This is a genomic window from Streptomyces sp. NPDC091279, assembly GCF_044757465.1.
Taxonomy (GTDB): domain Bacteria; phylum Actinomycetota; class Actinomycetes; order Streptomycetales; family Streptomycetaceae; genus Streptomyces.
Window position 1 is genome coordinate 309,782 of sequence record NZ_JBIVVA010000002.1, and the last position, 25,962, is coordinate 335,743.

At 72.4% G+C, this 25,962-nt stretch carries 19 protein-coding genes; 7 read left to right on the forward strand and 12 right to left on the reverse strand.

Going from position 1 to position 25,962, the window contains the following annotated elements:
- Positions 1–16: 16 nt before the first annotated feature.
- From ACIQOU_RS05040 to zapE, 4 genes are all read right to left on the reverse strand, one after another.
- Positions 17–877, reverse strand: a complete 861-nt coding sequence (locus ACIQOU_RS05040) for a slipin family protein (protein ID WP_401533946.1) — start codon at positions 875–877, stop codon at positions 17–19.
- A gap of 125 nt (positions 878–1,002) precedes the next feature.
- Positions 1,003–2,487: a SulP family inorganic anion transporter gene (locus ACIQOU_RS05045; RefSeq protein WP_401533947.1), complete on the reverse strand. Its 1,485-nt coding sequence runs from the start codon at positions 2,485–2,487 to the stop codon at positions 1,003–1,005.
- A gap of 8 nt (positions 2,488–2,495) precedes the next feature.
- Positions 2,496–3,074: a carbonic anhydrase gene (locus ACIQOU_RS05050; protein ID WP_401533948.1), complete on the reverse strand. Its 579-nt coding sequence runs from the start codon at positions 3,072–3,074 to the stop codon at positions 2,496–2,498.
- A 633-nt stretch (positions 3,075–3,707) separates the two neighbouring features.
- Positions 3,708–4,820, reverse strand: a complete 1,113-nt coding sequence (zapE, locus tag ACIQOU_RS05055; RefSeq protein WP_401533949.1) for a cell division protein ZapE — start codon at positions 4,818–4,820, stop codon at positions 3,708–3,710.
- 172 nt (positions 4,821–4,992) lie between these two features.
- Here zapE and ACIQOU_RS05060 point away from each other — a divergent pair, with 172 nt between their 5' ends.
- The 4 genes from ACIQOU_RS05060 to msrB all read left to right on the forward strand — a co-directional run bounded on the left by ACIQOU_RS05060 (position 4,993) and on the right by msrB (position 8,632).
- Positions 4,993–5,793, forward strand: a complete 801-nt coding sequence (locus ACIQOU_RS05060; protein WP_401533950.1) for a pyrimidine reductase family protein — start codon at positions 4,993–4,995, stop codon at positions 5,791–5,793.
- Between the two features lie 146 nt (positions 5,794–5,939).
- The gene (locus ACIQOU_RS05065; protein ID WP_401533951.1) at positions 5,940–6,410 is read left to right on the forward strand and encodes an indole-3-glycerol phosphate synthase; all 471 of its coding nucleotides are present in this window, start codon (positions 5,940–5,942) and stop codon (positions 6,408–6,410) included.
- Positions 6,411–6,815: 405 nt separating this feature from the next.
- On the forward strand, positions 6,816–8,210 hold the full coding sequence (gene murC / locus ACIQOU_RS05070) for a UDP-N-acetylmuramate--L-alanine ligase (protein ID WP_401533952.1): 1,395 nt from the start codon (positions 6,816–6,818) through the stop codon (positions 8,208–8,210).
- Between the two features lie 14 nt (positions 8,211–8,224).
- Positions 8,225–8,632 (forward strand): peptide-methionine (R)-S-oxide reductase MsrB, encoded by a 408-nt coding sequence (gene msrB / locus ACIQOU_RS05075; protein ID WP_401533953.1) that lies wholly within the window; start codon positions 8,225–8,227, stop codon positions 8,630–8,632.
- Positions 8,633–8,634: 2 nt separating this feature from the next.
- Here msrB and ACIQOU_RS05080 read toward each other — a convergent pair whose 3' ends face one another.
- Entirely contained in the window at positions 8,635–9,735 is a 1,101-nt protein-coding gene (locus ACIQOU_RS05080) for a YbhN family protein (protein ID WP_401533954.1), read from the reverse strand.
- Between the two features lie 322 nt (positions 9,736–10,057).
- On the opposite strand from ACIQOU_RS05080, the gene nagZ reads away from it, so the two are divergent.
- Positions 10,058–11,530, forward strand: a complete 1,473-nt coding sequence (gene nagZ, locus ACIQOU_RS05085) for a beta-N-acetylhexosaminidase (RefSeq protein WP_401534662.1) — start codon at positions 10,058–10,060, stop codon at positions 11,528–11,530.
- Between the two features lie 56 nt (positions 11,531–11,586).
- On the opposite strand, the gene ACIQOU_RS05090 is transcribed toward nagZ, so the two are convergent.
- Positions 11,587–12,867 carry a glycosyl hydrolase gene (locus ACIQOU_RS05090; protein WP_401533955.1) on the reverse strand — a complete coding sequence of 427 codons (1,281 nt, stop codon included), beginning with the start codon at positions 12,865–12,867 and terminating at the stop codon, positions 11,587–11,589.
- A 15-nt stretch (positions 12,868–12,882) separates the two neighbouring features.
- Here ACIQOU_RS05090 and ACIQOU_RS05095 point away from each other — a divergent pair, with 15 nt between their 5' ends.
- Positions 12,883–14,289 (forward strand): BadF/BadG/BcrA/BcrD ATPase family protein, encoded by a 1,407-nt coding sequence (locus tag ACIQOU_RS05095; RefSeq protein ID WP_401533957.1) that lies wholly within the window; start codon positions 12,883–12,885, stop codon positions 14,287–14,289.
- A gap of 62 nt (positions 14,290–14,351) precedes the next feature.
- Entirely contained in the window at positions 14,352–16,556 is a 2,205-nt protein-coding gene (locus ACIQOU_RS05100; protein WP_401534664.1) for a glycoside hydrolase family 3 N-terminal domain-containing protein, read from the forward strand.
- Here the strand turns inward: ACIQOU_RS05100 and ACIQOU_RS05105 are convergent.
- The 6 genes from ACIQOU_RS05105 to ACIQOU_RS05130 form a co-directional block, all read right to left on the reverse strand.
- Complete coding sequence (locus ACIQOU_RS05105; protein WP_401533958.1) at positions 16,520–17,401, reverse strand: carbohydrate ABC transporter permease; 882 nt, start codon at positions 17,399–17,401, stop codon at positions 16,520–16,522. The genes ACIQOU_RS05100 and ACIQOU_RS05105 overlap by 37 nt on opposite strands.
- On the reverse strand, positions 17,398–18,432 hold the full coding sequence (locus ACIQOU_RS05110; protein WP_401533960.1) for a carbohydrate ABC transporter permease: 1,035 nt from the start codon (positions 18,430–18,432) through the stop codon (positions 17,398–17,400). Before ACIQOU_RS05110 ends, ACIQOU_RS05105 begins: the two co-directional genes overlap by 4 nt.
- A 2-nt stretch (positions 18,433–18,434) precedes the next feature.
- Entirely contained in the window at positions 18,435–19,805 is a 1,371-nt protein-coding gene (locus ACIQOU_RS05115; RefSeq protein ID WP_401533961.1) for an extracellular solute-binding protein, read from the reverse strand.
- A 164-nt stretch (positions 19,806–19,969) separates the two neighbouring features.
- Entirely contained in the window at positions 19,970–20,701 is a 732-nt protein-coding gene (locus ACIQOU_RS05120) for a peptidyl-prolyl cis-trans isomerase (protein WP_401533963.1), read from the reverse strand.
- Entirely contained in the window at positions 20,698–24,924 is a 4,227-nt protein-coding gene (locus tag ACIQOU_RS05125) for an NEW3 domain-containing protein (protein ID WP_401533965.1), read from the reverse strand. The genes ACIQOU_RS05120 and ACIQOU_RS05125 overlap by 4 nt, the downstream gene beginning before the upstream one ends.
- A gap of 131 nt (positions 24,925–25,055) precedes the next feature.
- Positions 25,056–25,940 carry a MurR/RpiR family transcriptional regulator gene (locus tag ACIQOU_RS05130; RefSeq protein ID WP_401533967.1) on the reverse strand — a complete coding sequence of 295 codons (885 nt, stop codon included), beginning with the start codon at positions 25,938–25,940 and terminating at the stop codon, positions 25,056–25,058.
- Between the last annotated feature and the right edge of the window lie 22 nt (positions 25,941–25,962).

Sequence of the window (25,962 nt, forward strand, 5' to 3'; positions counted from 1 at the left end):
CCGCCCGCGCCCCGTGTCATGCGTCGGCCGGGTGCTCCGGCGTCCGTTCCAGATGGATGTGACGGGGCTGGTCCTGGCCGTCGTTCGACCCGCCGTCGTGTCCGCCGTCGTGGCCGCCGTCCTGGGCGCGCTCCAGGAAGCGGAGCAGTTCCACCGGGAACGGCAGGACGAGGGTGGAGTTCTTCTCGGCGGCGACGGCCACGATGGTCTGGAGCAGCCGCAGTTGGAGCGCGGAGGGCGTGGCCTCCATCTGCTGGGCCGCCTCGGCGAGCTTCTTCGACGCCTGCAACTCCGCGTCGGCGTTGATGATCCGGGCCCGCCGCTCCCGGTCGGCCTCGGCCTGCCGGGCCATGGAGCGCTTCATCGTGTCCGGCAGGGAGACGTCCTTGATCTCGACCCGGTCGATCTGCACGCCCCACCCGATGGCCGGGCTGTCGATCATCAGCTCCAGCCCCTGGTTGAGCTTCTCGCGGCTGGAGAGCAGGTCGTCGAGATCGCTCTTGCCGATGATGGACCGCAGCGAGGTCTGGGCCATCTGCGAGACGGCGAACTTGTAGTCCTCCACCGTGACCAGGGCGCTCGTCGGATCGACCACCCGGAAGTAGACGACCGCGTCCACCCGCACGGTGACGTTGTCGCGGGTGATGCCCTCCTGGGCCGGGATCGGCATCGTCACGACCTGCATGTTCACCTTGTGCATCCGGTCGACGAACGGCGTCACCATGGTGAACCCGGGCCCGCGCGCGTCGCCGGTGACCCGGCCGAGCCGGAACACCACCCCGCGCTCGTACTGCTTGACCACCCGGGCTGCCGCGGAGGCGTAGACGGCACCCGCGGCGACCAGGGCGGCCAGAGCCGTCAGCAGTTCCGCCAGCATGACGACCTCCTCTGCCAGAGGTCCGAAGAAAAATCTGCCTATGCCACGATATGCCGGATGGCCGGTCCGGGCCACGATCGGCCCGGACCGGCCATCGGCCGTCAGGTGTGCGGGTGGGGCAGGGGTCAGGCCGCGGTGGCCCGAGCCGGTTCGGCGGTCATCCGCACCGGCTCGGTCCCCGCCTCGCTGTGCCGCTCCGCCCAGTTCTCCAGGGCGGTACGGCAGGCGTGGTCCAGGTGGTGCAGACCGGAGAGGTCCAGCTCCACCGGGCGGTCCTGGGGCAGCGCCTCCAGGCTGTCGAGGATCTTCGGCAGCCGCAGGAAGGTCGCGTTGCCCGACAGGTACGCCTGGACGGGGCCCGCGCCCTTGTCGATGACCTCCAGCTTGATGTGCGAGGCCTCCCACGCGGTCTTGACGACGGCGAGCGCCAGGCCGATGAGCACGCCCTCGAACATGCTGACCGCGACGATCGACAACGCCGTGACCATCAGGATCAGGGCCTCACCGCGGTGCTCGCGCCACAGCGAGACGATCTCCCGGACCGGGATCAGCTTGGCGCCGGAGTAGACCAGGATGCCCGCGAGGGCCGGGATCGGTATGTAGGCGAGGACGCCCGGCAGCAGCGCCGCGAACAGCAGCAGCCACACACCGTGCAGCACCCGGGACGCCTTGGTGCGGGCGCCCGCCTGGACGTTCGCCGCGCTGCGCACGATGACCGCGGTCATCGGCAGGGCGCCGAGCGCACCGCAGAGCGCGTTGCCCGCGCCCTGGGCGATCAGTTCCTTGTCGTACTCGGTACGCGGCCCGTCGTGCAGCCGGTCCACGGCCGCCGCGCTGAACAACGACTCGGCGGACGCGATCAGCGTGAACGCGACGATGGTGCCCAGCAGCCCGAACCCGGCCAGCTCACCGAAGGCGCTGAGCGGCGGCGGCTGGATGGAGCCCAGCAGACCCTGGACCTCGACGGTCGCCACGGGCAGCGAGAACACCAGGGTGACCAGCGTGGCCAGACCCACCGCGGCCAGCGGCCCCGGCACCGTGCGCACCGACTTCGGCATCCGCTTCCACAGCACCAGAACGGCGATGGTCGCGGCGCCGAGTCCCAGCGAGGCCAGCGCCCGGGTGGTACCGAGCGACTCGAACAGCGCGCCGGGCAGCTCGACGATCTTCGCCACACCGGAGGCCGGTGCCTTGGCGCCGGCCATGGCGTACAGCTGTCCGGCGATCAGCACGAGACCGATTCCGGCCAGCATGCCCTCCACCACCGAGACCGAGATCGCCCGGAAGTAGCGCCCGAGCTTCAGGACGCCCATCAGGATCTGTAGGGCACCGCTGACGAGCACGATCACACCGAGGGCGGGCAGCCCGAACTCCTGCACCGCCTCGAACACGAGCACCGTCAGACCGGCCGCGGGTCCGGAGACCTGGAGGCTGCTGCCCCGCATCAGACCGGTGACGATGCCGCCCACGATGCCGGTGACCATGCCCAGTTCGGCCGGGACACCGGAGGCGACGGCCACGCCCACGCAGAGCGGGAGCGCGACCAGGAAGACGACGAGTGAGGCGGCGAAGTCCTGCCGCAGATGAGGGAACTTGGATATCGCGGTCATGGGGGCGCTCACAGGGCCACGAAAGCGTCGGACTGCGAGTCGTGCGCCAGCACGGCGCCCGTGTGGACCTCGTAGTACCAGGCGTGCAGGGACAGTTGACGTTCCTTCAGCTTCTTGTCGATGTAGGGGTACGAGCGCAGCCGCAGCACCTGCGCCAGGACGTGCCCCTGCACGCCCTCGCTGCACTCGGGGTCCTCGGGCGTGCCGGTCGGGCGCGGCGTCGCGCTCGCCAGCCAGCTCTGCACGGCGGGTACGGCGGTGAGGTCGTCACCGCGCACCAGTGCGCCGACGGCACCGCAGTGCGAGTGGCCGCAGACGACGATGTCGCTGACGCCCAGCACCTCGATGGCGTACTCGATGGTCGCCGCCTCGCTGGTGGGGTGTTCGGAGGCGTACGGGGGAACGATGTTGCCCGCGGTGCGCAGCTCGAAGAGCTGGCCGGGACGGGCACCGGTGATCAGGGCCGGAACGACCCTGGAGTCGGAGCAGGTGATGAACAGGACCTGCGGAGACTGGCCTTCGGCCAGCTTGGCGAACTCCTCAGGGCGCTGTCCGAACGTACGGGCGTTGTCGATGAGGGGCTGCATATGGTGATTCCTCCTGGCGCGCCGCAGCGGCGCGTCGGACGTGCAGGACAGGTGGGGGGACCGCTAGGGGACCGCTGTGCTGCCTGTCAGCAGCGGAAGACCTGGAGTGCTGCCGGAGTGTGCGCTGTCAGGGGTCTTGACGTGCGCGGAGCCCGCGGCGACGCGGGAGGGTGATCGGCCGCCGGGTCCTGAGCCAGCAGCGGTCGTTCCGGGCCTTCCGGTGCGACGTCGACCGCGTAGTGGCGGTCGCGGTTGCGCAGGGGGCCCGTGGGGTCCCCGGAAAGATCGCAGTGACGGTCCGTCATCGTGTTGTTGCGCAGAGCCGTGCCTGGGGGTTTGATTCCGGGCTGGGCGTGGGCCTCTACATGACGGACTGTGTGCGCGGATGCGAAGGATGGGGAAGTTGTGAAGAAGGGAAGGGCGATCACAAGGGCGACGGCGACCGCGATCGCGGCCCGTACCGGTACACCTAGGAACATGCGCCCCCCTCCCACTAGTTCACATCTCTACCGCAGACCAAAGCAAGGTCAATGGTTGGTCAAGAAACACCGTAACCCTGCAAAGTCGTTTGCAGGGTTAACTTAACGTTTCAAGCTGAAGAGAGCCTGAAATGTGTGGGTGGCTTGGCTTGAACTAGTCGCTCGGAGCTGTGGTGATGAGGCTTTTGCCGTCCCGGGCGAGCGCCGTCAGCCGCGAGATCGCACGGAAGTACTTCTTGCGGTAGCCGCCGGCGAGCATCTCCTCGCTGAACAGGCGGTCGAAGGGGAGCCCGGAGGCGAGGACCGGCACCTCACGGTCGTAGAGCCGGTCCGCGAGCACGACGAGCCGCAGCGCCGTCGACTGATCGGGAATCGGCCGGACATCCGTGAGGCAGACGGCCTCGATCCCGTCGGTCAGCGCGCCGTAGCGGCTCGGGTGGACCGTGGCGAGGTGGTCGAGAAGCTGCGGGAACGCGTCCAGGGAGGAACCCGGGTGCGCGTACGCGGCCCGGGTCACCTGCTCGTCGCTGTACGGCGCCGGCGCCTCCGGCAGACCCCGGTGGCGGTAGTCCTCGCCGTCGATGCGCACGGCCCTGAAGTGGGCGGACAGGCCCTGGATCTCGCGCAGGAAGTCGGCCGAGGCGAACCGGCCCTCACCGAGCTTGCCGGGGAGCGTGTTGGAGGTGGCGGCGAGCGCGACCCCCGCCTCCACCAGACGCCCGAGCAGCGAGGAGACCAGCACGGTGTCGCCCGGGTCGTCCAGCTCGAACTCGTCGATGCACAGCAGGCGGTGGCCCGAAAGGGTCCGCACGGTCTGCTGGAAGCCGAGGGCGCCGACCAGGTTGGTCAGCTCGACGAAGGTGCCGAACGCCTTCAGCGCGGGCTCGGCCGGGGTCGCGTGCCACAGGGAGGCGAGCAGATGGGTCTTGCCGACGCCGTAGCCGCCGTCCAGGTAGACGCCGCGCGGGCCGGACACCTTGGACGCCTTGGCCTTCCCGAGCCCGAAGAACCCGCGCCGGGCGCCGCCGACCGGGTGCGCCCCGCCCAGACCACCGGCGAACCCCTCCAGGACCCGTACGGCCTCCGGCTGGCTCGGCTGGTTCGGGTCCGGGATGTAGGTGCTGAAGCGGACCGAGTCGAAACGCGGCGGCGGCACCATGTCGGCCACCAGCCGGTCGGCGGGAACACGCGGCTCGCGGGCGCACAGGGAGTGCGGAGCCGCGTCGGCTATCGGGCTGAGGCCGGAGGCGGCAGGTGAGGACGACACGGTTCACCATGCTAGGCCCTGGCCTGCGACGTCGGTCCTGGCGACCGGGAGCGGCCGTCCGGCGCGGCCGGCCTGGGGAGTTCGCCGGGGGCGCCGGTATCGCCGCAGGTGGGCGGGGTGGGATGGGCCGGTACCCGGGAAAAAGCGCCGGTGGCGTGCCACACTGCACGTCATGCGACGCCTGGTACCTGTGACCGACGAGACAGTGGTGGACGCCCGCGGGGGGACGACCGGGGGCGACGGCGCGTGGGGGCCCGCCGAACTGGCCGCCGTCTACGCCTATCCCGAGTCCGCCGCCGGCGTACGCCCCGTGCCCTGGCTGCGCGCCAACATGGTTTCCAGCCTCGACGGCGCCGCCGAGCACGACGGACGTTCCGCCCCGCTGTCCGGCCCGGCCGACCAACGGATCTTCCACACGCTGCGGGCGCTGGCGGACGCGGTCGTGATCGGTGCGGAAACGGTACGCCACGAGGGCTACGGGCCCGCACGCGCGGGTACCGGGTTCGAGGCGGCGCGGGCAGCGGCCGGACAGGGCGTCGCGCCGGTCATCGCGGTCGTGAGCGCCGGGCTCGACCTGGACTTCACGCTGCCGCTGTTCGCCGAGCCCCTCGTGCCCACGCTCGTCGTCACCGGCGCCGGGGCGCCCGCCGAGGGGGTCGCCGCCGCCGAGAAGGCCGGCGTCAAGGTCGTCTTCGCCGGGGACGGCGCCTCGGTCGACCCCGGGCGGGTGGTCGCCGTCCTCGGCGGGCTCGGGTTCACCCGGCTGCTGGCCGAGGGCGGACCCCGGCTGCTGGGCCAGATGGTCGCGTCCGATGTGCTCGACGAGATGTGCGTGACGTTCTCGCCGACGCTCGCGGCGGGGGACGCGCAGCGCATCGCCTGGGGGCCCGCGGTCCCCGATCCGCTGCGGTTCGCACTGGTGTCCTTGATGGAGGAGGACGGGTTCCTGTTCGGCCGTTATCGGCGGGCCTGAAAATCGTCCAGTGGTCCCGTAGGTCCCGAGATCGGCGGAATCTATGGTTCCGCTTGGCTTCCGAGGGGCCCACTCGTGGGCACACTAAAACTCGCAGTCCCCGTGACATCACGGGGCAGGATGGTTTCTGCAAGAAGGAGCGCCCGGTGTTCACGAGCGTATTGATGATCGAGAAGGCGCTGACCTCCGCCGACGTGGAGTTCGTCACCACCTTGCACGGGGACGAAGAGGTGAGCTTCCGCGTCCTGCTTCAGCCTCGCGGCGATCAGGCGGACCGGTTGCTGCGGGCGATCGACGATGTCGCCCTCGGGGAGCTGGACGAGGCGGCGAGAGAAGGGGACACGCCGGAGGGGGACGACGCGAAGGGGTTCGGGGAGCGGGCGCTCGATGTGTCGTTGCAGGCGTTGCGGGGTGCCGGCAGCGAGGCGGAGGGGCGGTTGGTCGAGGATCATCCGCTGGATGCGTTGAAGGTGCTGGTCGGGGAGGTGGGGGCGGATGAGGTGATCGTGTTGACCGATCCCCACTACGTGGAGGAGTTCTTTCATCGGGACTGGGCGTCCCGTGCGCGGCACAAGGTGGGTGTGCCGGTGTTGAAGTTGTTCTCGCACAGCGAGTAAGCGGCGTTCGCCGTGCGCGGCGGGGTGGTGTGCGCGCCCGCGTGATGGTGCGGGTGCGTGGGTGCAGCACGCGGCTGCGCCGCGTTTCGCGCAGTTCCCCGCGCCCCTGAAGGAGCGCGCCTGCGTGGGTGGAGCACGCGGCTGCGCCGCGTTTCGCGCAGTTCCCCGCGCCCCTGGAGGGGTGCGCCTGCGTGGGTGGAGCACGCGGCTGCGCCGCGTTTTGCGCAGTTCCCCGCGCCCCTGGAGGGGTGCGCCTGCGTGGGTGGAGCACGCGGCTGCGCCGCGTTTTGCGCAGTTCCCCGCGCCCCTGGAGGGGCGCCCCTGGGGTGTGGGCTGGTGTGGGGTGTCAGTGGGGGCCAATAAGGTGGGGGGACGTTGTTCGTCCGTATTCCTGGGAGATATTGCATGGCTGCCGGCCTTTCCCTTCCCCTTGCCATGGAACGACCGCACTTCATCGGGATCGGGGGCGCCGGGATGTCGGGGATCGCGAAGATCCTCGCGCAGCGGGGCGCGAAGGTGGCCGGCAGCGATGCCAGGGAGTCGGAGACGGCCGAGGCGCTGCGGGCGCTCGGGGTCACCGTGCACATCGGGCACGCGGCCGGGCACCTCGCCGACGACGCCAGCTGTGTCGTGGTGTCGTCGGCCATCCGGCAGGACAACCCCGAGCTGGCCCGCGCCGCCGAGCTGGGGGTGCCGGTGGTGCACCGGTCGGACGCGCTGGCCGGGCTGATGGAGGGGCTGCGGCCGATCGCGGTGGCCGGTACGCACGGCAAGACCACCACGACGTCGATGCTGGCCGTGTCGCTCGGAGCGGTGGGTCTCAACCCCTCGTACGCCATCGGCGGCGACCTGGACGTGCCCGGCTCCAACGCGCTGCACGGGGACGGGGAGATCTTCGTCGCCGAGGCGGACGAGTCGGACCGCAGCTTCCATAAGTACGCGCCCGAGGTGGCGATCGTGCTGAACGTGGAGCTGGACCACCACGCCAACTACGCGTCGATGGAAGAGATCTACGCGTCCTTCGAGACGTTCGCCGGGCGGATCGTGCCCGGCGGCACCCTGGTGATCTCCGCCGATCACGAGGGGGCGCGGGAGCTGACCCGGCGTCTGGGCGGTGCCGTGCGCACGGTCACCTACGGGGAGGCCGAGGACGCCGATGTGCGGGTCCTGTCGGTCGTCGCGCAGGGGCTGAAGAGCGAGGTCACCGTGGTGCTGGACGGGCAGGAGCGGACGTTCGCGGTCTCCGTGCCCGGGCGGCACTACGCGCACAACGCCGTCGCCGCCCTCGCCGCCGGGGTCGCCCTCGGGGTCCCGGCCGACGAGCTGGCCCCCGCGCTGGCCGCCTACACCGGGGTCAAGCGGCGTCTTCAGCTCAAGGGCGAGGCCGCCGGGGTCCAGGTCATCGACTCCTACGCGCACCACCCGACCGAGATGAGCGCCGACCTCGACGCCATGCGGGCCGCCGCCGGGGACGCCCGTATCCTCGTCGTCTTCCAGCCGCACCTGTTCTCCCGCACCCAGGAGCTGGGCAAGGAGATGGGGCAGGCGCTGACGCTGGCCGACGCCTCCGTCGTTCTCGACATCTACCCGGCGCGCGAGGACCCGATCCCCGGGGTCACCAGCGAGCTGATCATCGCGGCGGCCCGGGCGGCGGGCGCCGACGTGCGCGCCGTCCACGACAAGGCGGAGGTCCCCGAGGCGGTCGCGGGAATGGCGAGGGCCGGTGATCTCGTTCTCACCATGGGCGCGGGCGATGTCACGGACCTCGGCCCGCGCATTCTGGACCGTCTCACCAAGTAAGGGGCTGAGCTTTCATGCCGTACGACGTCGACAAGCCGGACGAGCAGTGGCGTGCGGAGCTGACCCCGGCCGAGTACGCGGTGCTGCGGGAGGCCGGGACCGAACCCGCCCACACCGGTGAGTACACCAACACCAGGACCACCGGCGTGTACTCCTGCCGGGCCTGCGGGGCCGAACTGTTCACGTCCACCACGAAGTTCGAGTCGCACTGCGGCTGGCCGTCCTTCTACGACCCGAAGGACACCGACGCGGTCGAGCTGATCGAGGACCGCTCGCACGGCATGGTCCGCACCGAGGTGCGGTGTGCCCGGTGCGGCTCGCACCTCGGGCACGTGTTCGAGGGGGAGGGGTATGCCAACCCCACCGACCAGCGGTACTGCATCAACAGCATCTCGCTGCGGCTGACGCCCGACGCGGGCTGACCTCACAGCACCTTCCGCTGCACCAGCGTCGACAGGGCCAACGCCCCCGGCAGCAGAGGCAGCCACACCGTGAGGACGCGGTAGCCGATGACGGCCGTCGCGGCCAGGTCCAGCGGGGCGCCCATCGAGGCGAGCGCGAAGACCGTGGCCGCGTCGATCGGGCCGATCCCGCCCGGCGCGGGCACCGCACCCACCGCGGTGCTCGCGGCCAGGAACGCGAACGCGACCTGCGCCCAGGACAGCGTGAGGCCGAGCGCGGCGCCGACCGCGTAGATCACGCTCGCCTGGAGCAGCGGCGCGGCGGCGGCCCCGCCCCACAGCAGCACGATCCGCGACGGCCGGTTGTGCAGCACCCGGACATCGGTGAGCGCGGTCCGCAGGGCGTTCAGGAGGGGGCGGCGCAGCGGGCGGACCGCCGTCACCACCACGCCGGCGACGGTGAGCGCCGCCGTCGCACCGCCCGCCGCCAGCGTCAGCGTCCGGGCGTCCGGGGCGAGGTCGCCCAGCCGCAGCAGGTCGGGTGAGGTGACCAGGAAGACCAGCAGAACCAGGGTCTTCGCGACCGGTCTGACCAGGGAGTACAGGGCGAGGGACGCGGTCGCGCGGGCCAGCGGGATGCCCCGCCCGAGCAGGAACCGCAGGGTGACGGCGTGGGCGCCGAGGCTCGCCGGGAGGACGTGGTTGGCGGCGCCCGCGGCGAACTGCGAGGCGATCAGCAGGCCGGTCGGCAGCCGTTCCGGCAGGGCGCCCTGCCGCACGCACGACGACGACAGCCAGCCCAGACACGTGAAGCCGAACGCGCCGAGCAGCCACCAGGGATCGGCCGAGCCGAGCCGCACGGTCCCGTCGTACACGGTCCGCCAGTCGAACGTCGCCCACACGACGATCAGCAGCAACGGCAGCAGCACCAGCAGTCGGCGCACCAGCCGGGCCGGGGCCGCCGCGCCCGGGACGCTGCCCGGCGGCCGGAAGAAGCGGTGGGGCAACGGGGGCAGGGCGGCGGCATCGAGCGGCGGGGCCGGGTCGGGGACCGGCGGGGGAGCGGTGGGGGCGGCCACGGCGGGGAGCGGGGCCGGGGTCTCGTCGAGCGGGAGCAGGGTCACGGTGCACGTCGTCCTTCCACGTCACGCGCGCGCCGCCAGGTGGCGGCACGGGCGAGCGGACACGGGGCGAGGCAGGACAGGGGACGGCAGGACCGTTCCCGCTCGGTGTGACACCGCGGTGGCCGGGAGCCGAAGCCGCGTGGGCCGTCACACGTCGTTCTGAGTCGTTCCCCCCTCTTCTTTCCCGTCCGGCTCCCGCCCTCATGCCTGCGGGGCGAGGTTCATGGGTCATCAGGGGCTGACAGGTGAATCAAACAATCCAATGCTTTGTTGACTTCCGGATGACTGAGCCAGCACCATTCCGAGGGTGACCTCCGAGAGCATGACCGCCGCTTCGGCCCTGTCCGCCGTCCCCGCCGAGCTGGACGAGGCCGTGCACCGCTGTCTGGTCGCCGGCTTCGAGGGCACCACGGCGTTCCCCGACCCCCTCAAGAGGCTGATCGACCGGGGCCTCGGCGGCGTCATCCTGTTCACCCGCAACATCCGCGACGCCGACCAGGTCCGCGAACTCACCGACGCCCTGCGCGCGATACGCCCCGACCTGCTCATCGCCATCGACAACGAGGGCGGCGGCATCGGACACCTGGTGGCGGCCGGTGCCCCCGAGATACCCGGCTCCTACGCCCTCGGCGTCGCCGACGACCCGGCGCTGACCGCCCGGTGCGCCGACGCGCTCGCCGGTCACCTCGCCACCCTCGGCATCACCGCGTCCTACGCGCCGGTCGCCGACCTCCAGCACCAGTCGCGCAACCCGATCGTGCGCACCCGGGCCTTCGGCGCCGACCCCGCCCTGGCCGCCCGCCATCTGCACGCCTGGATCACCGCCACCGAGGCGCGCGGTATCGCCTCCTGCGCCAAGCACTTCCCCGGGCACGGCGGCACCGAGACCGACAGCCACCACGACCTCGCCGTCGACCCGCGCACGGAGGCCGAACTCCGCGTCGACCTCGAACCGTTCCGCGCGGCCGTCGCCGCCGGGGTGCCGATGCTGATGAGCGCCCACGTCGTCTTCCCGGCCCTGGACGCCCACCGCCCCGCCACCCTCAGCCGCCGCATCCTCGGCGACCTGCTCCGCGGCGAGGTCGGCTTCGACGGCGTCCTGGTCACCGACGCCCTGGAGATGAAGGCGATCGCCGACCGGTACGGCGAGGCGGCCGGCGCCCGGATCGCGCTCGCCGCAGGCGCCGACCAAGTCATCGTCGCCGTACCCGAGTTGGAGACCACGCTGGCCTGCCGGGACGAGGTCCTGGACGCGCTGCGCACCGGACGGCTCACCGAGGAACGGCTGACCGAGGCCGCCGGACGCGTGCGACGGCTCGCCCAGCGGTACGCCACCCCGGCCGGGGCCGTCGCCGCCTGGGACTCCGGCGCGGGTCTGGCGGCCGCCCGCCGGGCCGTGCGGTCCCGCGCGGTGCCGCCGCCGGTGCCCGGCGCCCACCTCGTCGACCTGTTCCCGCCGCCGCACCCCGCGCTCAACTGGGGCGGCGAGGACCTCCTCACCGCACTGCGCGCCCTGGACCCCAGGGCCGGGGGCACGGCGATCACCGGGGAGCCCGCCGACCCGGACGCCCTCGTCGACTGTCTGCTGCGCGTCTCCGACGCCGTCCCGCTGGTCGTGGCCACCTCCGACGCCGGTCTGCACCCGTGGCAGGCGCGGCTGCGGGACGCCCTGCTCGCCCGGCGTCCGGACGCGGTCCGGGTCGACACCGGGCTCCCGGAGGGCGGCGACCTGTGCTCCTACGGGCGCGGGCGGGCCAACCTGCGTGCGGTGGCCGAGGTGTTGGCGGGGGTGTGAGGCGAAGGACGGTGAGGAGGAGGCCGTTTCAGGTCGGTCCCCTCCCCACCGCCGTCTCAGACGGGGCGAACGGTCCGGGTGATGCCCCGGGCCGCCAAGTACCCCGCGTCCTCGGCCCGTTCGGCCAGCACCACCGCCGGGCGGCCGCCCTCCGCGCGCAGCCGCATCCACGCCTCGAAGAACGCCCCGCCCGGACCGGAGACCGAACGGGTACCGGGCGTGCACTCCAACACCAGTGCCGTGTCCCGGGTTTGGGGCGCGGCGGGGACGGCCCGCAGCTCGGCCACCGTCGCCGCGAGCGTGTGCGCGATCGGCTTGGCGCGGCCCGCCGCGTCGAACAGGCCCAAGGTGTACTCCAGTTCAGGGAAGTCGAGCAGCGACCGGTCCACGTCGTGGGAGCACCACCAGGTCACCCCCCAAAGGCTCGTGCAGTCCGCCGCGTTGAGCAGCGTGGCGCGCGCGAACTCCGGAGCCTCGGCCGCCGGTATGTGCGGCTCCGGCGCGCCGGTCTCCTGGACCCAGACCAGGCGGTCCACGTCGACAGCGTACGCGGTGGCCAACTCCGTTCCGTACTCGGCGAGATGGCGCACCTGGAGGGAGGCGGGGCCGTAACGGCGGGCACAGTCGGCGGAGAACACCCACGGGTGCACGCTCGTCACATCGCCCTTGCGGGCCGAGGCCTCCGGCGTGAACGGATGGTCGTCGCCGTACCAGGCGGCGTCGTACGCCGAGTGCGTCGCGAGCTGACCGGGGCGCAGTCCCTCCCGGGCCGCCGCCAGCAGGGTGTCGAGGTAGTGGTCGACCTCGGCCACCGTCACCGGGTTGTGCTCGACCAGGTTGTTCAGTTCGTTGCCCAGCTGGAGGCCGATCAGGTTCGGGCGGTCCGCCAGCGCGTGCGACAGGGTGCGCAGCAGCTCGGCCTGGGCGGTGAGGGCGTCGGGGTCGGTGAAGACGTTGCGGTGGTGCCAGCTGCGGGTCCACTCCGGGTAGAAGTCGAAGCTGGACAGATGGCCCTGGACGCCGTCCACCATGACGTCGAGACCGACCTCGGCCGCCAGGTCGACGAGCCGGGCCAACTGGTCGACGGCGGTGGTGCGGACCAGGCCGCGGTTGGGCTGGAGCAGCGGCCACAGATGGAAGACGCGGACGTGGTCGAGGCCAAGACCGGCGATCTGGGCGAGGTCCTCATAGGCCTCGGCCGGGTCGAAATCCTGCCAGGAGTGGAACCAGCCGCGGCGGGGCGTGTAGTTGACGCCGAAGCGGAGCGGGGGAATGGGATTCTCCTCGGGTCGCCGACCTCGGACGGGTCGGGGGCTTGTCCTCGCTGAATGTATCAACCACCATGGTCGGTAATGAGTAACGATTTGAACCAGAAGGGGAAGGGTGCGGACGCTGCTCCGGGGGCCACGGCCTCCGGCGACGGCACCGACGCCCTCGTCGTCGGCCTGGACGCCGGCGGCACCCGCACCCGTGCCGTCCTCGCCGCCGCGTCCGACGGACGCACCCTCGGCGAGGGCACCGGCGGCCCCGGCAACGCCCTGACCGTGCCGGTCGCCGAACTCACCGACCACCTCGCCGAGGCCCTCGCCGGCGCGGTGCCGGAGTCCGCGCGGGCCCGGGTGACCGCCGTGACCGGGGGTTTCGCGGGCGCCACGGGGGCGTCGGCGGACGATCCGGGGCGCCGGCACGCCCTGACCGCGCTCACCATCGCGCTGCGCCGCCTCGGCATCCACGCCGCCTCCCTCGGCGTGTGCAGCGACATCGAGGCCGCCTTCGCCGCCGCGCCGGGCACCCCCGCCGACGGGCTCGCGCTGGTCGCGGGTACCGGCGCGGTCGCCATGCGGATCACCGGGCGCCGCCGCACGGTCACCGTGGACGGCGGCGGCTGGCTTCTCGGCGACGACGGCAGCGGCTTCTGGCTGGGCCGGGCGGCGGTCCGAGCGGCGCTCAGAATGGCCGACGGGCGCGGCCCCGCCACGACCCTGACGGTGACGGTGGGCCGCGCACTGGGCCTGCCGGAGGAGGTACTGCCGGGAAGCCCGGTGGGATGGCCGGCGGGGTGGGGCGCTGCGGGCACGGCAGGCGGTGCGGGTGCGGCCGGTGGTGCCGGTGGTGCCGGTGGTGTCGGTGGTGTCGGTGGTGTCGGTGGTGTCGGTGGTGTCGGTGGTGCCGGTGGTGCCGGTGGTGTGGATGGTTCGGGTGTGCCGGGTGTGCCGGGTGCGGCCGGTGGTGCTGGTGGTGCCAGTGTCTCGGGTGGTGCCCATGGTTCGGATCAGCCTGGTGGGGCCAGTGGGCCTCGTGGGTCTAAAGCCGCTAATGCTGCTGGTGGGTCTGGTGGGTCTGGTGGGTCTGGTGGGCCCGACGCGGCTAGCGCTGCCGGTGAGGTCGGCGCGGCTGGCTGGACCCGGCCCAGTCGGGAGGCCTATCGGATGCTGTTGTTGCCCGTGGTCATGGCCGACGCTCCCATCCGGCTGGCCCGGTTCGCGCCCTTGGTCGCCGAGGCCGCTCAGGGCGGGGACCCCGTCGCCCTGGGGCTGTTGGAGGAGGCCGCCGATCAACTCGCGGCCGCTGTAATGGCGTTGGCGCCAGGGCCCGGCGAACGGGTCGTCGCCACCGGTGGGTTGCTCGGGCCCGACGGGCCGTTGACCGCACCGCTCACCGAGCGGCTTGGCGCCCTCGGGCTGCCCCTCGACTGGGTCGCCGACGGCTGTCGCGGCGCCGTCGCCCTCGCCCGTCTCGACCACGGAGGCACCCCGTGACCGCCCCCTACCGCGACCCCGCCACCCCGGTCGAGGCCCGCGTCGCCGACCTGCTGGCCCGGATGACCCTGCGCGAGAAGGTCGGCCAGCTCAACCAGCGGATGTACGGCTGGGACGCCTACCGGCGCACCCCCGACGGCTACGAACTCACCGACGCCCTGCGCGCCGAGACCGACCGCTTCGCCGGACTCGGCGCGCTCTACGGGCTGCTGCGCGCCGACGCCTGGTCCGGCGTCGACCACGACAACGGGCCCGGCGCCGAGGACAGTTCGGCCCTCGCCGACCTCGTCCAGCGCCATGTCCTCGACAGCAGCCGGCTCGGCATCCCCGCCCTGTTCGTCGAGGAGGTCCCGCACGGGCACATGGCGCTCGACGGCACCGTCCTGCCGGTGAACCTCGCCGTCGGCGCCACCTGGGACCCCGACCTGTACGCCCGGGCCGCCGCGCACGCCGCCGCCGAACTGCGCGCCCGGGGCGGCCATGTCGCCCTGGTCTCCGCCCTCGACATCGCCCGCGACCCCCGCTGGGGCCGCACCGAGGAGTGCTTCGGCGAGGACCCGCACCTCGCGGCCCGGCTCACCGAGGCCCTGGTGCACGGCATGCAGGGCACGCCCGCCGGGATGTTCGCCGCCGACAAGGCGCCCGTCGTCCTCAAGCACTTCGCCGGACAGGGCGCCACCGTCGGCGGCCGCAACTCCGCCGAGTCCGAACTCGGCCTCCGGGAACTCCACGAGATCCACCTGCCCGCCGCCCGCGCCGGAATCCGCGCCGGTGCCGCCGCCGTCATGGCCGCCTACAACGAGGTCGACGGCCTGCCCTGCTGCGGCAACCGCGCCCTGCTCACCCAACTCCTGCGCGAGGAGTGGGAGTTCGACGGGCTGGTGATGGCGGACGGCCTCGCGGTCGACCGGCTCGCCCGGATCACCGGCGACCCGGTCTCCGCCGGTGCGCTCGCCCTGGACGCCGGGATCGACCTCAGCCTCTGGGACGAGGGGTTCACGCATCTGGAGGAGGCTGTCGAGCGCGGCCTCGTCAAGGAGAGCGCCGTCGACACCGCCGTCGCCCGGGTGCTGCGCCTGAAGTTCCGGCTCGGCCTCTTCGAACGGCCCTACGGCGGGGGCCCGTTGCCCGACCCCGCGCGCGGACGCGCCCTGAGCACCGACCTCGCCCGGGCCTGCGTCACCCTCCTGCGCAACGACGACGGCATCCTCCCCGTCGCCCCCGGCGTCACCCGCATCGCCGTCCTCGGGCCCCAAGCCGCCACCACCGCCCACCAGTTGGGCGACTACACCGCCCCGCAGCGCCCCGGCACCGGCAGCAGCGTCCTGGACGGACTGCGACGGCTCGCGCCGCCCGGCGTCGACGTGCGGTACGCCCGGGGCTGCGCGCTGACCGGCGACGACCGAAGCGGGATACCCGAGGCGGTCGCCGCCGCGGCCGCCTCCGACCTCGCCGTCCTGGTGCTGGGCGGCAGCAGCGCGCGCACCCCCGACACCGGGTTCGCCGCCAACGGCGCCGCCCTCGCCGCCGTCGACCAGATGACCTGCGGCGAAGGGGCCGACCTCGCCGGACTGCGGCTCGGGCAGGCGCAGTACGCGCTGCTCGACGCCGTCGTCGCGACCGGCACGCCCACCGCCGTCGTCCTGGTCCAGGGCCGCCCGCACGTCCTGCCGGACACCCCGGGGGCGCTGCTCACCGCCTGGTACCCCGGCCCCTGGGGCGGTGAGGCCGTCGCCGAGATCCTGCTCGGGCTCACCGAACCCACCGGCCGACTGCCGCTCTCGGTGCCCCGTTCGGCGGCCGGGCTCCCCGTCCACTACAACCACAAGGACATCGAGTACGGCGGCTACGTCGACGCGGACGCCGGGGCGCACTACGCCTTCGGGCACGGCCTCGCGTACACCACCTTCGGCTACGGGCCGCCCCGCCTCGCCGGGACCACCGTCGTCGTCGACGTCACCAACACCGGTGCCCGGCACGGCCGTTCGGTCGTGCAGGTCTATCTGCGGCGGCTGCGGACGCCGGTGTGGCCGCGCGTGCTGGAGCTACGGGCGTTCCAGGCCGTCGCGTTGGCGCCCGGCGAGACCCGCACGGTCCGCATACGCCTCGGCGCCGACCAACTCGCGCAGGTCGGCGCCGATATGGGGACGGGGGTGCTGCCCGGCACCGTGGAGGTCCGGGTCGCCGGGTCCTCGCGGGAGGCCCTCGACGCCACCCCCGTCGTGCTCGATCAGAGCTTGACGGCGCCCGAGGACACGCCCCGGTAGAACCACCGTTGGGTGATGACGAACAGGACCAGGACCGGCACCACGGAGATCACCGAACCCGCCATCACCAGCCGCTGGTCGTAGCCGAACGACGAGGTCTGGAGGCGGGCCAGGCCCAGCGTCAGCGTGAAGTGGGCGTCGGTGCGCAGCACGATCAGCGGCCACAGGAAGTCGTCCCAGGCGCTGATGAACGTGTTGATGGTGACGACCAGGATCGCCCCGTACGCCGACGGCAGGTACAGATACCGGAACCGCTTCCATTCGCTCGCCCCGTCGAGCATCGCCGCGTCCTCGATCTCGCGCGGGACGGCGAGGAACGCGGCGCGCATGATGAGGACGTTGATCGCGGCCACGAACCCGGGCAGCCAGACGCCGACCAGGTTGTCCACCAGGCCGAGGTCACGGATGCTGAGGAACAGCGACACCATGATCGACTCGAAGGGGAACATCATGGACGCCATCAGGATCACCCAGACCAGCTTGCGGCCCTTCCAGCCGGGTTTGGAGAGCATGTACCCGGCGGTGGTGGAGAAGGCGAGCTGGCTGGCGATCGACAGCAGCGCCACGAGCAGGCTGTTCCTGATGTACGTCCAGATCGGGACCTGCGAGAAGACCTCCCGGTAGGCCCGCAGCGACGGATGGTGCGGGATCAGCGAGGCGCCCGAGCCGAACACGTCCTCGCCGTCGCCCTTGAGCGAGGAGAGCACCTGCCACACCAGCGGGCCGACGGTGATGAACAGGACGAACACCAACAGCAGGTAACGGAAGGCGAGTTCACCCGGGCGGCCGTAGTCGCGCCAGCGGGGCAGCAGGCGCCGGCGGCCGGTCTCGACGGCGGTCGTCATGCCTCGTCCTCCTTGGTCAGGCGCTGGGCCAGCAGCGTGAGGCCCAGGGTCAGGGCGAACAGCGCGACGCTGACCGCGGCGCCGTAACCGGCGTTGCCGGTGAGCGGGTCGAGACCGACGTCCCGGATGTAGAAGGGCAGGGTGCGGTCGGCGCCGCCGGGGCCGCCGGTGGAGCCGCCCAGCATGTAGATCTCCGTGAACACCCGCAGCGAGCCGATGCCGGTGAGGGTGCCGACCAGCATCATCGAGGTGCGCACGCCCGGCACGGTGATGTGCCAGAAGCGGCGGGCCGCACCGGCGCCGTCCACCGAGGCCGCCTCGTGCAGCTCTTTGGGAACGTTCCCCAGCGCGGCCAGGTAGAAGATCATGTACCAGCCGAGCCCCTTCCACACGGTCAGCCCCATCGCCGACAGCAGGAGCAGCCAGGAATCGGAGAGGAACGGGATGGCCGCGTGGATCAGATGGGCCTTCTCCAGCCAGGTGTTGACCAGCCCCTGGTCGCTCAGCAGCCACTGCCAGCTCAGGCCGACGACCACGCTGGAGGCGAGCACGGGCGTGTAGAACGCGGAGCGGAAGAAGCCGATGCCCGGCAGGTTCTTCTCCACGAGCAGCGCGAGCAGCAGCGGCAGCAGCACCATCAGCGGGACCACGATCAGCGCGTACAGCAGGCTGTTGCGGGTCGCCAGCCAGAAGTCCGAATCCCCCAGCATCCGGCGGTAGTTGGCGAGCCCGACGATCTGGAAGGCACCGCCGAGCGGCTTGGCGTCGGTGAAGGACACCAGGAGCGTGTTCAGGAACGGGAAGATGCCGAAGACGGTCGTCCCGATGATCGCCGGGGACAGCCACAGCCACGGCAGCCACCAGCGGCGGTGGAGCGCCGCGCCCCCCGCGTCCGCGGTCCGGCCGGGGGTCACGGAACGCAGGGCGCGGCGCAGTGCGCCCGGCGCCCCGCCGGTGGCGGGGCCGTCGGGGCTGGCGCCCGCCGCCGTGGGGGCGGTGGCGGGCGCCTGCTGGAGAGTCCGCTCGGCCATCGTCAACTGCCCTGCTTGATCAGCTCGTCGGCCTTCGACTGGGCTTCCTTGAGCGCGTCGGCCGCGCTCTTCTTGCCCTGCATGGCCAGCTGGATCTGGGCGGAGATGGCGTTCAACTCGCCCGGCGTCAGGGTGATTTCGTCGGCCGTCGCGGTCTTGCGGTCACCGGCGACTATCTTGCGGGCCTCGGCGAACGGGTCGCTGCCCTTGACCGACTGGAAGAACGGATCGTCCAACGAGGCGGTGGTGGAAGGGAAGATGACGACGTTCGGGTCCTTCGCCCAGGCCAGCTGGTTCTGCGCGTTCGTCAGGAACTGCGCGAACGACAGGGCGGTCGCCGCGTGCTTGCTGGTGGCCGCCACCCCGATGTACTGCGGGGCGCCGACGGTGTGGCCGAGGGCGTCCAGCATGTAGCGGGCGACGCCGGTCTTCTTGTAGATCGTCGGGTTGTTCTGCTGGATGAACCGCAGGGAGTTGGGGTTGGTCGAGCCGTACACCAGCTTGCCCTGGCCGTAGACCGTGGACGCGTCCTGGGTGGAGGAGATCGAGTCCCTGGGCATCGCCCCGGCCTGGTACAGCTTGGTCATCCCCTTGACCCACTGGAGGGTCTTGGGGTCGTCGGCGAACGTGAACGACTTGCCGTCGGACGCCAGGATCTTGATGCCCATCTGCTGCCAGTCGGCCGGGATGCGCAGCTGCGGGTTGGCGAGGAAGGCGTAGTACTTGCCGCCGGAGACCTTGGCGATCTTCTCGGCGTCCGCGAACAGTCCGAGTATCGACGTCGGCGGCTCGGACGGGCTCAGGCCCGCCTTCTTCAGCAGCTCGGTGTTGAAGGTCTGCACGATGCCGCCCGAGTACCACGGCAGCACGCTGTGCACGGCGGTCCCGGAGGCGTCCGCGTAGGCGCTCGACTTCCACATCGCCGACGAGAACGGCTTGCCCGCGCCCGGCGCCTTCTTGTCGAGATCGAGCAGATAGCCGTTCTTGGTGAGCGCGATCGACGTGTTGACGTTCAGGTTCACCACGTCCGGGAGCGTGCAGCCCTGGGCGTCCGCGACCAGGCGCTGGGTGAAGGTGGAGTCGCCGGGGTCGTCGATCCACTTGACCTTGGTGCCGGGGTGCGCCTTCTCGAAGGCGCTGATGATGCCGTTGAAGTAACTCCCGAAGTCCTTCTTCAGATTGGTGGTCTGGAAGGTGATGGTGCCCTTGACGTCGCCGGTCAGCTTCCCCGAACCGACGTTCCCCTTGTCGACCTTGCAACCGCCGGCGGTGCTGCCGGAGTCACCGGAACCGCCGGACAGGCCGCAGCCGGCCGCGGTGAACGTCAGGGCGATGATCCCCGCCACGGACGCGGTCAGTCTTCCAGCGCGCATGTCCACCCTCCTGGGACCAGCCGAGGGCTGGTTCATTCAACCAATTTCCACTCCGATTGATGAAAAGGTGGACCAGAATTCATCGGAGGTCAATGGTTTGACGTGTTGCGTTTTGGTTCCGTCGACGATCAAGGCGGGATCGCGCACATCGTCGACTCGCTGATTCAGTGCCGGTGTTCATGGTCCGGGTGTCCGGGGTCGCCCGGGTGCTCATGCCCCGGCGTGTACGTGACGTCGGCGCGCGCCCGGTCGAACCAGGCGAAGAACGCGCGCCGGCCCGCCGCCCGCCGCAACTCGCCCGCGAGCGCCTCCCGGACACTCGCCAACGGCAGGAAGTCGTCCGGCGCCGCCCGCCCGAACGGGTCGACCCCGCGCCGCAGCGCGTCCGGCGTGAGATACCGGTCCCGGTTGCGCGCGTAGTAGTCCGCCACGTCCGCCTCCGGCACCTCCTCGGCGGCCTCCAGAGCCGCCAACAGGGCCCGGGCGGACGGGGAGTGGGCCAGCGCCGCCGCGACGATCGAGCCGAGGTCGGCGACCTCGCTCCCGGCCACCGCGAGCAGCCGCGCCGGTGCGTCCCGCGCCGGGGGCGCCAACCCCCGTTCCCGGCAGGCCCGTCGGGCCAGTTCGTCGGCGACCACCACCTGGGTGGCCCACCGCCGACGCTGCCGCTCGGCGCGCGCCAGCGACTCCGGGCGCCCCGACTCCGGGTCCCGGGCCGGAACGGCCGCCAGCAGCGCGTCCACCCGCTCCCGGGCAACGGCCCTGCCCGCGACGACGGCCGCGTGCGCGGGGGCGTCGGGCTCGGAGTGCGGATGCGGATGCGGGGCCGGGTGGGGAGGCGGGGGTGGGTGTCCCGCCGTTGCCGGAGGGGTCGTTCGGTCCGTCGGGTGGCTCACGGGGTCACCTCCAGGGTGATCGCCTCTGTGTAGGCGACGCGGCCGTTCCAGGCGACCTTGGCCATCAGCCAGTACGAACCGGGCTCCAGGGCGGCGCCGTTGACGTCGATCGCGGCCTGGGCCTCTGTCCCGGTGGGCACGGTGAAGCCCTGGACGCCGGGGCCGACGCCGGACCAGGTGCCCCAGGAGGAGACGGCCCAGAGGGTGCCGTCGATCGGGCCGAGGGTCGCGTTGCGCAGCGCCACGGGCACCGCGACCCGCTCACCCCGGCGGACGCTCACCCGGTCAACTCCCAGCTCGGCGGAGAGGGTGGGGCCGGGTGGCGCTCCCGGTACATCGAGGGCGACGACGTCCTCGTACACCTGCCCCTCGTAGGTCAGGCGGGCGGCGAGCCAGTGGCGGCCGGGTGCGGCGTCCGGCGGCGGCAGGACGGTGACCTCGGCGACGGTGAAGCCGCCGGGGCCCAACGCGTAGGGCACGTCGGCGGGTTGGGCCGACCAGCCGGGCGGCACGACGACGCTCACGATGCCGGAGACGGCCGTGTCGGTCAGCTCCGAGGCGATCCGGAGCGTCGCGGTGACCGGGCCCGACGCGGTGAGCCCGGCCGGCGAGACATACACGGTCAGCGGGAGGTTGCCGCGCGGTGCGGGGCCCGAGTTGTGCAGCCAGTAACGGGTGTGGACCGGCTGCGCGGGTTCCTGGGCGGCCACTCCGGGATCGCGCGGCAGAGCGGGCGCGTCGGCGGGCGTGGCCAGCACGGTGGCCACCTCGAAGCCGCCCAACTCCACGGCCAGCGTGCCCTGTTCGTCGGGGGCCAGGGGCTCGCCCGGCGTCTCCAGGACGTCCGCGCGGGCGCCGCGCACCCAGGTCCGCGGGCTGCGCACCCGGGCCCGCACCGGACGTCCGTTCACCTCGTGCATCCGCACGACCACCCCGCGCCCCGGGTCGGCGGCGGCCACACTGCCCCGGGCCAGCGGCGAACCGGCCGGCTTGAGGGCGTCCAGGATCACCTCACCTGCGGGCTCCAGGGCGAGCAGCGTCGTCGAGCGGGACAGCGGCGTCCCCGGTGCCGAGCCGCGCAGCCGTGCCGTCAGCGGATGGTTGAACTCATGGCCCACGCGAGGCAGTTGCTGCTCACGCCAGTCACCCTCGCCCGCCACCACCGCGTACGCGAAGGTGTGCGACCAGCGTTGCAGCTGGAACCCCGAGCCGTCCGGCGCGGTCCTGCGAGGCGGATCGACCCAGATCCCGGACGGCCAGCCCGTGCAGGAGCGCATCAACGACATGTACAGGTCCCCCGAGGAGGTGACCACACAGCCGGGCGTGCCCCGGTTCAGGACCGCGAACCCGCGCCCGTCCCAGGCGTCCCCCGGGGGCAGCGCCTCGCCGCCCCCGGCCGCCGTGGCCCGCACGACCGCGTCCGCGAGGTCGGCCACCAGCGCGCCGACCGCCCGCGCGTCGTCCTCGGCGCTCGCGCCCGCCACCACCAGGAGCGGCAGCCGCTCCAGGTCGCGCAGGTCGGCGCCGGGCACCCACTCCTCGCGCAGCCCGGCGCGCGGCGCCACCCACACCGCCGCGACCCCGCCCTCGGCGAGTTGGCGGCGCAGTTCCCGTCCGGCCGCCGGGTCCCAGCCGAGGGCCTCGGCGACCACGGAGTTGCGCTCGGGGCCGCCGACGGCGATCCGGATGTCGGGCAGGTTGGAGTCGACCTCCAGGTCGCCGTAGCGCGGGCCGCCCGCGATCGTCGACGTGGCGGTGACCCCGACCCGCACCAGGGCCGCCGCGAGATCGGCGCCGAGTTCACCGGCGGTGTCCCAGCAGGAGTGGATCAGCTCGGCGACGCCGATGGCCCGGTGGCCGAGCAACGCGCCGCTCTCGTCACGGAGTTCGACCCGGGCCGTGGAGCCGAGCCCGAACCAGGTGTTGGCCGGGTTGTCCAGCGTCCACGGGAACTGCTCGCTGTCCACGTCGACGAAGCCGAAGCCGCGTCCGATCACCGCGTCCGCGACCTCGTGCACCGGCAGCCCGCCGCGCACGTCGGACGGCCAGCGGACCCGGATCAGCCGGTCGGCGCCGTCGTAGCCGTCGATCGTGGTGGTGGCGTCGACGCGCGGCACGCCCGCCCACAGGGTCAGGCGCTGGGTGTAACGGAACAGGCCGAGGTCGGCGCGGACCGTGATGCGGGAGCCGGCGGGGGAGTGTTCGACGGTGACGTCCGCCGGGACGTCACCGCTGCGGGCGGCCGTGGTGCCGGTCGGGGTGAGGTGCCAGGGGCCCTCACCGAACCGGGGGTGCCTCGGGTACTCCTCCTGCACGACGAGTTCGTTGCCGATGTCACCGGGGCGCAGCAGCTCACGCCCGCCCTCGGTGAGCGCGCGCAGACCGCTGACGCCGCCGCCGCGCGCCGGGTCGACGGTCACCTCGTAGAACTCGTTGCGGATGGTGGTGCCGTCACCGACGCGCCACTCGGGGGCGGTGCCCTCGGCGAGCGGGACGGCCTTGAGGCCCAGGCCCGGCAGGTCGGCGACGACGACCTGGAGGCGGCCGTCCTCGCGCACGGCGGGCAACGGGGCGCCCGCGTCGTCGACCGGCACGAGCCCCGGGTCGTCGACGGTGAGCACGTCCCGCCGTTGCCAGGTCGCGGAGTTGAAGACGACGAGATCCGCTCCGGTGCCCGGGGCGACCCGGTCGGCCAGGGCCTGGGTGGCGTCGGCGTGCACGGTCTCGGCGAGGTCCGCGAGTTCGCGCCAGCCGGTCATCAGGTCGATGTAGACCTGATCGGACTCCGAGCCGGTGATGGCGTCGTGGTGGGCGCCGTAGATCAGTTGCCGCCACGCCTTGTCGAGTGCCGCGTCCGGGTAGGGGTGCCCGGCGACCAGCGAGGCGAGCGTCGCCCACGCCTCCGCGTCGGTGAGCAGGCTCTCGCCGTACCGCTGGGCCTGCTTGGTGTCGATGTAGGAGACGTCCTTGCCGGTGTAGACCGGGTTCATGTCCCGCGTCTGCGGCGACGCCCGGCGCCCCTCGGCCGCCAACTCGGCGCGTACGGCGGCGAAGAAGTCCCTCGGCACACCGCTGATGAAGCGCGGCCAGACGTAACGGGCGTTCCAGTCCCGGTGGATGTCCATCACCCAGCGGCACGGCGGCGCGTAGTCACCGCCGACCGGCAGCAGCACATTGCGGGTGAGCGCCATCTTCTTCAGGCCCCGGAACAGCTTGAACGCGGCGGCCTCCGCCTCGGGCAGGGCGCGCGCGTTGTCGATGACGAAGCCGGCGCCGTAGTGGTTGACCATGTACGCGGTCAGCAGGCCCCGCCCGGAGGGGGCGATCCAGTCGAACTCGGCCGGGAACTGCATGCGTCGGGGGTCGCGCGGCTCCTCACCGAACACCGAGAGCGTCGGCCCCCACTGGTGGAACGGCCCGCGCGCCCACGAACTGGAGCTGATCCCGGCGTCCGCCATCAGCCCGGGGAACTGCGGGTCGTGCCCGAACGCGTCCAACTGCCAGGCCGTTTCCGGTGATCCGCCCATCACGGCCCGCTGGAACCCGTCCCCGTACACGGCGTTGCGGATGGTCGCCTCGGCGCCGGTGAGGTTGGTGTTGGGTTCGTTGTAGGTGCCGCCCATGATCTCGACGCGGCCGGTGCGCATCAACTCCCGCAGGAACGCCCGCTCTTCGGGGAAGGAGTCCCAGTACGGCTTCAGATAGTCGACCTCGGCGAGCACGAAGGTGTACGCGGGGTCGCGCCGGGCCAGGTCGCAGTGGGCGCGCACCAGGCTCATCCCGGACTGGCCGCGCGAGTCGAAGGTGCGGGCGGGCAGTCCGGTGCCGGCCGGATCGTCGGCGACGTCCCAGGTCTCGGTGTAGGCGGCCTGCGTGTTCCACCAGACGGGGTCGTAGTGGAAGTGGCTGACCATGAACATGGTCCAGCCGGGCTCGGCCGCCGTGAACGGCACGGTGAGCGCGGCGGCCGCGTCGCCGTCCTCGGCGCTCACGGTCACGTCGACGGTCTCGCCGGGGGTGAGCGTGCAGGTCACGGGTATCTCGGCGGCGACCGTGCCGTCCTCGCCGACGGTGGCGACGGCGGTCCCGTGCACGCCCCGGCCGGTGGCGGTCAGCCGGACCTGACGGCCGGGTTCGTGCCCGATCTCGGCGGCCACGACCTGCTGCGGGGCCTCGACGGTCCCGGTGAACAGCTCGGTCGACTCGGCAGAGGTGACGCGCATGGGGCTCCTACGAGTGCTCGGCGGGGCCCCATCCTGGCACCGCCGGGATGGTTCAAACAACCATCTTCACGTTTCGTGGGTGGTTCATCCATGCAAAGTGAGCCACCCGAGCCGCCGGGTCGCCCCCGGGTTCACCTCGCGCGACGGCCCTTCACGGCGTGCTGCGGGGTGATGTGGTCGGTCAGCGCGAGCGAGGCGCTCGCCCGCTGGTAGGAGAGTTGCGCGACCCGCACGTACAGGCAGTCGATGAGCATCAGGACGGAGTGCCGGCCGCCGATGCTGCCGGTGCGGAAACTGGTCTCCGACGTCGATGACACCAGCCGGATGTCGGCGGCGCGGGCCAGCGGCGAGCGCGGGTCGGTGGTCAGGGCGACGGTGGTGGCGCCGCGCTCCTTGGCCATCTCGAACGGCTCCAGGGTCTCCCGGGTCGACCCCGAGTGCGAGATGCCGATGGCCACGTCCGCCGGGGTGAGCAGCGCCGCCGAGGTCGCCGCCGCGTGTACCTCGGTCCAGCCGCGCACCGAGCAGCCGATCCGGAACAGCCGGGTCTCCGTCTCCTGCGCCACCGCACCGCTGCCGCCGACGCCGTACACGTCGATCCGGCGGGCCCGGACCACGGCCTGCGCCGTGCGCTCGATCGCGTCCAGGTCGATCCGGTCGATGGTCTGCTGGATGGCGCGCAGATCCGCGGTGCCCACCACCTGCACGACCCGCTCCAGATCGTCGTCCGGCGTGATGTCCGGCCCGATCTCCGCGGAACCCCAGTCGGAGGCCTCGCCGCGACCCCGCTCCTGGGCCAGCTCGATCAGCAGATGCTGATAGGAGTCGAGGCCGATCGCACGGCAGAAACGGGTCACCGTCGCCTGCGAGGTACCGGTGCGGCGGCCCAGCTCGGCGGCCGAGCAGTGGGTGACGGCGGCCGGGTCCTCCAGGATCAGCTCACCGACCTTCTTGAGCGAGCCGGCCAGCCGGGGCAGTTCGGTGCGGATCAGTGTGGTGACGTCCGTGGAGGGCATGAGAAGAATGTAGCAGCCACCG

What these genes read in the sequence shown, in the direction of transcription:
- ACIQOU_RS05040 (WP_401533946.1), bottom strand. Translation starts at nt 877, where the DNA reads ATGCTGGCGGAACTGCTGACGGCTCTGGCCGCCCTGGTCGCCGCGGGT.
- ACIQOU_RS05045 (WP_401533947.1), bottom strand. Translation starts at nt 2,487, where the DNA reads ATGACCGCGATATCCAAGTTCCCTCATCTGCGGCAGGACTTCGCCGCC.
- ACIQOU_RS05050 (WP_401533948.1), bottom strand. Translation starts at nt 3,074, where the DNA reads ATGCAGCCCCTCATCGACAACGCCCGTACGTTCGGACAGCGCCCTGAG.
- ACIQOU_RS05060 (WP_401533950.1), top strand. Translation starts at nt 4,993, where the DNA reads ATGCGACGCCTGGTACCTGTGACCGACGAGACAGTGGTGGACGCCCGC.
- murC (WP_401533952.1), top strand. Translation starts at nt 6,816, where the DNA reads ATGGCTGCCGGCCTTTCCCTTCCCCTTGCCATGGAACGACCGCACTTC.
- msrB (WP_401533953.1), top strand. Translation starts at nt 8,225, where the DNA reads ATGCCGTACGACGTCGACAAGCCGGACGAGCAGTGGCGTGCGGAGCTG.
- nagZ (WP_401534662.1), top strand. Translation starts at nt 10,058, where the DNA reads ATGACCGCCGCTTCGGCCCTGTCCGCCGTCCCCGCCGAGCTGGACGAG.
- ACIQOU_RS05095 (WP_401533957.1), top strand. Translation starts at nt 12,883, where the DNA reads ATGAGTAACGATTTGAACCAGAAGGGGAAGGGTGCGGACGCTGCTCCG.
- ACIQOU_RS05100 (WP_401534664.1), top strand. Translation starts at nt 14,352, where the DNA reads ATGACCCTGCGCGAGAAGGTCGGCCAGCTCAACCAGCGGATGTACGGC.
- ACIQOU_RS05105 (WP_401533958.1), bottom strand. Translation starts at nt 17,401, where the DNA reads ATGACGACCGCCGTCGAGACCGGCCGCCGGCGCCTGCTGCCCCGCTGG.
- ACIQOU_RS05110 (WP_401533960.1), bottom strand. Translation starts at nt 18,432, where the DNA reads ATGGCCGAGCGGACTCTCCAGCAGGCGCCCGCCACCGCCCCCACGGCG.
- ACIQOU_RS05115 (WP_401533961.1), bottom strand. Translation starts at nt 19,805, where the DNA reads ATGCGCGCTGGAAGACTGACCGCGTCCGTGGCGGGGATCATCGCCCTG.
- ACIQOU_RS05125 (WP_401533965.1), bottom strand. Translation starts at nt 24,924, where the DNA reads ATGCGCGTCACCTCTGCCGAGTCGACCGAGCTGTTCACCGGGACCGTC.
- ACIQOU_RS05130 (WP_401533967.1), bottom strand. Translation starts at nt 25,940, where the DNA reads ATGCCCTCCACGGACGTCACCACACTGATCCGCACCGAACTGCCCCGG.